Source organism: uncultured Cyclobacterium sp. (genome assembly GCF_963976465.1).
Lineage (GTDB): Bacteria > Bacteroidota > Bacteroidia > Cytophagales > Cyclobacteriaceae > Cyclobacterium.
Map to the genome: position 1 here is coordinate 1 of NZ_CAXBOC010000245.1, position 8,028 is coordinate 8,028.

The window sequence follows — 8,028 nt, forward strand, 5'->3', positions numbered from 1 at the left end:
ATTTCTATTGAAGGCAATATTTGCATTGATGTCCCAGGTGAATGCCCCTACAAATGGTGATCCACCCAAAGCAATTTCCAGCCCCATATTTCTTACATTTCCTTGATTAATGGTCTGAGAATTAAAGCCTGTAATGGTAGGGATAACATCATTGAGTAGCATATTATTGCTTTCTCTTCTATACAGATCAACCAATAGACTTAACCTACTGTCCAAAAACTGGAAGTCCAGCCCAAGGTCAAACTGATTGGACTCTTCCCAAGTCAGGAATGGGTTCGACAAACCTACGGAGGAAGCAGTAACTTGATTGTTGCCAAAAACATAAGAACCGGCACTTATGGATGCTAGATGGGCATAATTACCTATGTTATTGTTTCCACTTTTACCATAACTTGCTCGAATCTTAAATTCGTCCATCCAGCTGATATTCTGAAAAAAGTCTTCCTCAGAAACCCTCCAGGCTGCTGCAAGCGAAGGGAACATGGCAAAGCGATTTTCATCTCCAAAACGAGAAGATCCATCTGACCTAAAGGTGGCTGTCAATAAATACTTGTCTTTGAAGGCGTAATTGACCCTACCCAAATAGGATATCATGCTCCATTCATTGATGGCTTCTCCCCAATTCGTAATACTTTGAGCGGCATTGATGGTGGTAATCAAATCGTTGGGAAATGGACTTGCCCCCAAAGAAATATTATTTGAGGTAAATTTTTGGGTGGTATAACCTAAAAGGGCATTGATTCTGTGATCCCCTCTGTTTAAGTCATAGTTCAGTGTATTCTCTATTAGCCAATCAAAACTATTCCTTCGGCTATTGCTTGATGATCCGGTACCTGCTGTAGGGGGCCTGTTGGAAGCGCCAATGGAACTTGGAGTATATTGTTCATATTTTGACACTTCAAAAATGGTATTAAGAGATGACTTGAACCTTAAATTCGGTAAAATTTCAAGTTCTGCAAATGCCAAGCCTAAATTTTGGAAAGTGTTCTGCTGCATTTTTATTTCCTGTAGCGCAAACAATGGGTTCACAAAACTCCAGGCGGAATGAAAGCGACTTTGAGGGGCAACAATATAGGGTTTAATGTTTCCGTTCTCATCATAAGGGGTAGAAATCGGATTGGCCCATATACTCACTCCCAAAATATCATTCCTGTTTAGATTGGTGCTGGCTCGGTCCTGCTTTATAAAAGTTGGTTGGATGGTTGCTCCAATTTTAAGCTTATTGGTTACATTACTTTCTATTCCCAAATTACTGCTAAACCTTTCTATACCGGTATGCTTAAGCACCCCTTCTTGCTTGAAGTACCCCAAACTAAAGTTTATTTTAGAATCTTTGGTACCTTTCTGCATGCTGAAATTATGATCCTGTATTTTAGCAGTTTGCAAAACCAAATCATACCAATCCGTTCCCTGACCGGATAGGGCTTCCAAATCTCTATACTCTTCCGGATAGTCATCCAGAGTAGGCTCCCTTCCTTCCGTTTGTCTCACACCAATAGCTATTCTATCCCGCTGAAATTCAGCAAACTCCCGTTGACCCAATAATTGGGGACGGCCTTTTTGAGGCACTTGCTGAACACCTACCATGGAAGAAAAATTGATATTGGTCTGTTCTAACTCACCTTTTTTGGTGGTGATCATGATTACTCCATTGGCTCCCCTAGAACCATAGATTGCAGTAGAGGAGGCATCTTTTAAGATTGTAATGGACTCAATATTATTAGGGCCAATAAACATCAAAGGGTTCAAGGTTTGATTCATCCCAGATGAATAAGGCATCCCATCTATCACATAGAGTGGCTCATTGCCCGCCCCAAGGGACCCACTCCCGCGGATCTTGACTGAGGTTCCTGCACCTGGAGCACCGGATACTTGCTGGATTTGTACACCTGCCACTTGGCCAACCATTTTTTGATCCAATGATGAAACGGGTAAATTTTTGATTGCTTCCTGATTGACTGAAGATACTGCGCCGGTTACATCTTCTTTCTTTTGGGTACCATAACCTACCACTACCACTTCTTCCAAGGCTGCCTGATCACCCAATAAGGTGATTTCGTACACCGTTTGGTTACCAACAGTGATGGATTGACTTTTGTAACCAATAAAGGAAACCTTAATGATACTTCCGGGCCCAACATCAAGGGTAAATTTGCCATCGATATCTGTAACAGTACCCTTGGTTGTCCCTTCAATGATTACCGTAGCACCGGGAATTGGATCTCCCTCTTCATCTAATACAGTACCTTCTATAGGAATAAAGACCTCTTCAGCACCGTTTGAAACCAAAGCTTGGTCTGAAAGCGCTACCACACTTTCTTCCGGAGAAAGCCCCGGTCTTACATAGATGGTGTTGTTCACTCTTTTAAATTCAAATGCGGTAAGCTGTGCAAGGTGTTGCAGTACTTCTTTTAGGTTACTTTCCTGAAAGGAAAAGGTAAACTGGTTGTCCAAACTTCCTACCTTTTGATTATAGGTAAAATTGAATAGGGTTTTTTCTTGGATAATACCCAATACCTCTTCAAAAGTTTTGGACTGAACGCTTATGCTTAAGCCCACATCCTCCAAATTTTGACTTTTCGAAGGGGTGGCCATGATAAATTGCATTGCAATCACCTGAACAAGGAAGGCATACAGAAGCCTCTTTGATGCCATGATCAATAGTTTTAGTAAATTAATTTCCATAATTTTAAATGCTTAAAATTCTTTTCGGGTTAGTTAATTGATGAGTGTTTTAAGTATGATCCAGGACTGTTCCAGCAGTTGCTGGATCATTTTTTTCTAGTTTTTACTTCATAATTATTATCTACATTTATTCACTTTTATAAAAATCGTTTTGGTTTCAATATCTGTTTGGTAACTAAAATCTAAAATATGCCTCAATCCCATTAGGATGGTCTCAATGCGCTCTCCGGAATAAGCCCCCGTGATGACACAATCAATTTCCTTATCGGGCATTTTTAATTCAATATTTACTCCATAAGCCCTTTCTAAAATTGAAAAGACTGATGCAATGGATTCTTCCTGAAACTCTAATTTTCGGGTATGCCAGCCTATGTAATAATCAGGATTAACTTTCTTTACCTGAATCTCTGAGGCTTTTAACAAAGCCTGCTGGCCTTGAGCCAATACCACGTTATTATTTGAGATTTTATCCGCCACCTTGACTCTTCCGCTTGCCACAGTCACTTCCGTATTTTGGTGGGTATTAATATTGAATGATGTGCCTAGTACTGTAATCTCTGAGGAATCCATTACAACTTTAAAAGGTTTATTGGCATTGGCTGTTACATTAAAAAATGCCTCTCCTGTTAAGTACACCACCCTACTTTCTGAATCAAAAATTTCAGGGTATTCGAGTTTACTGTTTTCATTGATCCTTACAGTACTTCCATCAGCCAAAGTCACCATGGACCGCATTCCCTCCCCGGTCATTTTCACGAAAAAAACCGGTTCTTTATCTTTTTCCATCGTGTGATAAACGAGCAAACCTAGCATAGAAAAAATAAAAATTACCGCTGCTGCTTTCCTAATGACTGGAAACAAATGCCTACCCGGCTTTTTGTTCCGACTTTTCTGTTTTAAATTTTCCCATACCCTTGCTTTTGATTTCTCTAAATCAAAAGGTTTAGGTTCCTTACCCAGTTTAGCCAGATCATCTAGGAATGAATCAAATTCTTTCTTTTCCTTGGCGGAAGAATTGGCTTTTCTATACCTTCTAGCCCAGTTAATTAATTGCTTAATTTGCATAAAATACCAAAGGGTTATACAGTAGAGTACCACAAACCCAAAAGATCAGCTAGTGTGTTGGTAAAAAAATTATTATTTATTTCTCACAATGCTAGAATTCTATTGGCTAAATCGTTTTCACAGGAGAAAATGAAAATTACAACCAACCAAAAAATAGTAAAACGATAAGCTCCAAGGACTGTCTTAAATGATACAAAGCTTTTTTTATGTGATTTTCAACAGTAAAAACTGAAATACCCAACTTCTTTGCTATTTGTTTGTTACTCAAATAACTAAACCTGCTTAACTCGAATACATTCCTACACTTTCTAGGTAATTTCTCCACAGCATTCTCCAAAAGTGAACGGGTATCTTTTTCTTCTAAATATTCATCTGTGGAACATATTCCCAGACTATTTTCTATATAATCCAGTTGCTCCCTGTTCCATTTATTCTTTCGGATCTCTTTAGAAATTTGATTTCTTGCTGCCCCGAAAAGGTAGGGCAATAAACTGGTATAAGTTAAGGTTGGTGGTTTATTCCAAAGTGAAATAAAAATATTTTGAGCGACATCTTCAGCTGCCTCCCGGTCTTGCATTACTTTAAATACATACCGATAAATTGGATCAAAATGCCGTTGATACAGAACTTCAAAAGCACCATGGTTTCGATGTTCCATAATCAACCGCAGAAGTTCTTGGTCATTATAAGAGGTAATTTTAGTCAATTTTGGGTTATGCTAACTTGTAATACGCTAATAAAAAGAATTTAATGCATAATTCAAATAAAGATTTTTATCTCACTGTAAATCAAACACTTGAATAAATTAACTACAAACCAAATCAGTTAAAAAGATCAAATACTTCTTTTAAATCTCAAAAGTTGGTTTAGAAAAACACATCTTGGACTCTTGATCATAATTGAGTAATAGGAAATCAGTTATTTATCCTTGATTTAAACGGTAGGAAGTTTCCATCCACCGTGATATTCTGGTTGGATTAGGGCATTGCCCTTACTATTGCCTTTAAAATTACCTGATCCTGCATTCCAATCCAAAACATTCTCACCTGACCTTACTGCGATGTTTCCCATATGGGCATAAAGGGCAACATTTCTGCCTATTTCAACAGGGCAGTTGGTAGCAGTTCTTTCTTTTACACTTTTTAAAAAATCCAACACATGTATTTCCATGGCACTTTTGCCGGTAAAATTAAAATTTGCCTTGGCCAATTTGCTGGCTTCATCACTTTCTTCCTTATTGCCCTGTAGGATTTTCCAGTCCCCTCTATCAGCAATTATTGCCCCTTTGTCGCCGATGAATTCTACACCATACGGCTTTTCATAGGGACCTACAGCTATACCGGCAGTATGTGTCCAATGAATGAAACAATTCTCCATAGGAAAACTGACGTCCATAAGCTCGTATGTTTCACGACTATAAGCGGTCTGGTTGTAATTGGCCCCTGAGGCAATGACCAGTTTTGGTTCATTCTGAATATTTTTGGCCCATAGTGCCATGTCTAAAAGGTGTACCCCCCAATCTGTCATCAATCCTCCTCCGTAATCCCAAAAATGTCTCCAATTGCCATGCACCCGATTGGGATTGTAGGCTCTTTTGGAAGCAGGACCTTGCCAAAAATCATAATCCAAACCTTTTGGAATGGCTTTATTAGGTACCTTGGGAGCACCCATTCCGTAAGGGAAATTGGCCCAAACATTCACCCGTTTTATTTCTCCGATTCCTCCGGCACGAATATGAGCCATAGCGCTGTTCCAAACTTCACCACTCCTCTGCTGTTGCCCTACCTGGACCACTCTATTGTATTTTCTAGCCGCTGCAAGCATTAAATTACACTCCTCAATGCTATTAGCCAATGGTTTTTCTACATATACATCTTTTCCTGCTTGGCAGGCAAGTACCATCATCAAGCAATGCCAGTGATCAGGCGTACCAATAATCACAGCATCAATTTCCTTATTGTCAAGCATTTCCCTAAAGTCATTGTAGCGTTTCACCACTAGTCCGTAGTTTTTTTCCACCTCTTCTACACGCTGCTCCATTATATTTTTATCCACATCACAGATACCAAGGCAATTTACCTGGCCTGTTTTCAGCATATGACTTAAAATATTAAACCCCTTATTCCTTGCTCCAATTAAACCAACGTTGACCTTTTCATTGGCAGAAATTTCACGATAGAGAGAAAAATCAGGTTTTAGTAAACCCATCCCTACTGCCGAAGCACTGCTCTTTTTTAAAAAATCTCTTCTTGAATGTTTCATAACCATATGTCAAACCTTATTTACACTGGAAAAAGCCGAATTCATTTTATTTATCACTGAAAGTTAACATTTACACTCATATTTATATTGCTTTTCATGAATTTTATAAAATGTTTAAACCATAAAAACCTAGAATATAACTTAATTCTACGGTTTGATATGTATTACCCCTAAATTTTCTATCAGGTTTAAGATTTACTCAAAAAAGAAGTTTAGTATAGAAATAAATTTTTACATTCAATTTCTCATCGATTAGTAGAAATTAAATCTTTAAATAAATGTAAACGCTTAACTATAACTCAAAATGAAAACAATCATAAACTCAGTATTATTTCTTTTTATAACCACTGGCATTTTTGCAAATAACTTACCAATGGACCAAAAGGCCAACCCGTTTTTAGGAATGTGGGGATTGGAGGTAGAAGGTGGAGGCGTGGGATGGCTCCATGTAAATGAAGACCAGGGTTTTTTAGATGCTGAATTGTTGTGGATAGGCGGAAGTGTATTGCCGGTATCTCATGTGTATTTAGCCAACGAAAACACTTTGGTGGTTACAAGAACAAACCAATCTAAGAAAAATGATGACAGAACACACACAATTACCCATACATTAAGGATTGAAAAAAATGGAGATGTATTAAAAGGAACCATGTCCGGTCCCAGGAAAAATGGTGAATATACCGCTAATTTCACTGGAAAAAGAATGCCTGAAATGCCTCCAAAACCGGATCTTTCTAAGGTGAAATATGGCAAGCCCATAGCCTTGTTTAATGGGGAAGACTTGAGTGGTTGGACATTAATGAATCCCAATCAAAAAAACGGATTCAAAGTGATGGATGGCATCTTGGTCAATGACCCCATTCAACCCGAAAATGGCAAACATATTTCCTATGGTAATATTAGGACGAATGAAGAATTTAGTGATTTCAACTTAAAACTTGAAGTAAATGTTCCCAAAGGAAATAACAGCGGAGTTTACCTGAGAGGAATTTATGAAATTCAGGTAGTTGACTCTTATGGAAAACCTTTGGATTCCCACAATATGGGAGCTCTTTACAGCCGTATACAACCAAGTCAAGCTGCTGAAAAACCAGCCGGGGAATGGCAATCCATGGACATCACACTTGTGGATCGCCATGTAACGGTTGTTTTAAACGGAAAAACAATCATAGACAATCAGCCTGCCTTGGGACCTACAGGTGGAGCCATGAGTGCCGATGTACTTGCTCCCGGCCCAATATATTTACAGGGTGACCATGGCAATGTAAGCTATAGAAACATTGTATTAACCCCGGTCAAAAAATAGGGCTTGGTATTCTTTTGATAAATATTCTCTTAGTATATTTCTAAATTAAAGATTCGGATTGTTCATTCTTTGGGCAATCCGATTTTTTTTCCAAAAAACACATCAAATCAGAACAACCTAACAAATATTATCTACATTTAATGCTTGAAATGTAGTCACCCCAACTTATTAAAATTTCTCATCAATGCCCATTAGAAAATTTCTCGGCAAAATACACCTATTTATTGGTTTAGGGACAGGATTTCTTTTCTTCGTGATAGCCCTTTCTGGGGCACTTTACACCTGGGAACCCGAAATCAGCAGGACCATTTACAAACACGATGTAGAAGTACAGGACAAGCCATTTATTAACATCTCTGACATTAAAAAAAGTTTACAAAATTCATTTCCAGAAGGAGATTTTCGTACGGCTTTATACCGAGATAGTGGTAGCAGCATTGAAGTTTTGCTTTATGCACCCGGCACTTATTATTTGGCCCAACTTAATCCTTATAATGCAGAGTTAATCCATCTGCAAGACATGAAAAAGGGCTGGTTAAACCATTTAAAAAACTTACACAGAAATCTGCTTTTAGGAGATTTTGGAAGGAAAGTGGTACACTGGGTTACCCTATTGGCACTGCCTATGTTAATCTCGGGTGTGGTCATGTGGTGGCCAATTAAGGGTTGGCCTAGCCAAGATAAGTTCAAAATTAAATGGGCAGTTTCTC

General features: G+C 38.5%; 6 protein-coding genes. 2 read left to right on the forward strand and 4 right to left on the reverse strand.

The annotated features are described in order from the left end of the window. The 4 genes from AAC037_RS14135 to AAC037_RS14150 form a co-directional block, all read right to left on the reverse strand. Positions 1-2,655: SusC/RagA family TonB-linked outer membrane protein (locus tag AAC037_RS14135; RefSeq protein ID WP_339903594.1), on the reverse strand; the 2,655-nt coding region annotated here is incomplete at its 3' end. Between the two features lie 147 nt (positions 2,656-2,802). Beyond that, a complete protein-coding gene (locus tag AAC037_RS14140; RefSeq protein WP_339903595.1) occupies positions 2,803-3,750 on the reverse strand; it encodes a FecR domain-containing protein in 948 nt (315 codons plus the stop codon). Between the two features lie 136 nt (positions 3,751-3,886). Continuing rightward, positions 3,887-4,408, reverse strand: coding sequence for an RNA polymerase sigma-70 factor (locus AAC037_RS14145; protein ID WP_339903596.1), 522 nt, complete (start codon positions 4,406-4,408; stop codon positions 3,887-3,889). Between the two features lie 275 nt (positions 4,409-4,683). Further along, positions 4,684-6,012 carry a Gfo/Idh/MocA family oxidoreductase gene (locus tag AAC037_RS14150; RefSeq protein ID WP_339903597.1) on the reverse strand — a complete coding sequence of 443 codons (1,329 nt, stop codon included), beginning with the start codon at positions 6,010-6,012 and terminating at the stop codon, positions 4,684-4,686. Positions 6,013-6,316: 304 nt separating this feature from the next. On the opposite strand from AAC037_RS14150, the gene AAC037_RS14155 reads away from it, so the two are divergent. Further along, the gene (locus AAC037_RS14155) at positions 6,317-7,318 is read left to right on the forward strand and encodes a DUF1080 domain-containing protein (protein WP_339903598.1); all 1,002 of its coding nucleotides are present in this window, start codon (positions 6,317-6,319) and stop codon (positions 7,316-7,318) included. A gap of 184 nt (positions 7,319-7,502) precedes the next feature. After that, positions 7,503-8,028, forward strand: a 526-nt coding sequence (locus AAC037_RS14160; RefSeq protein WP_339903599.1) for a PepSY-associated TM helix domain-containing protein, incomplete at its 3' end; no start/stop codon positions are given.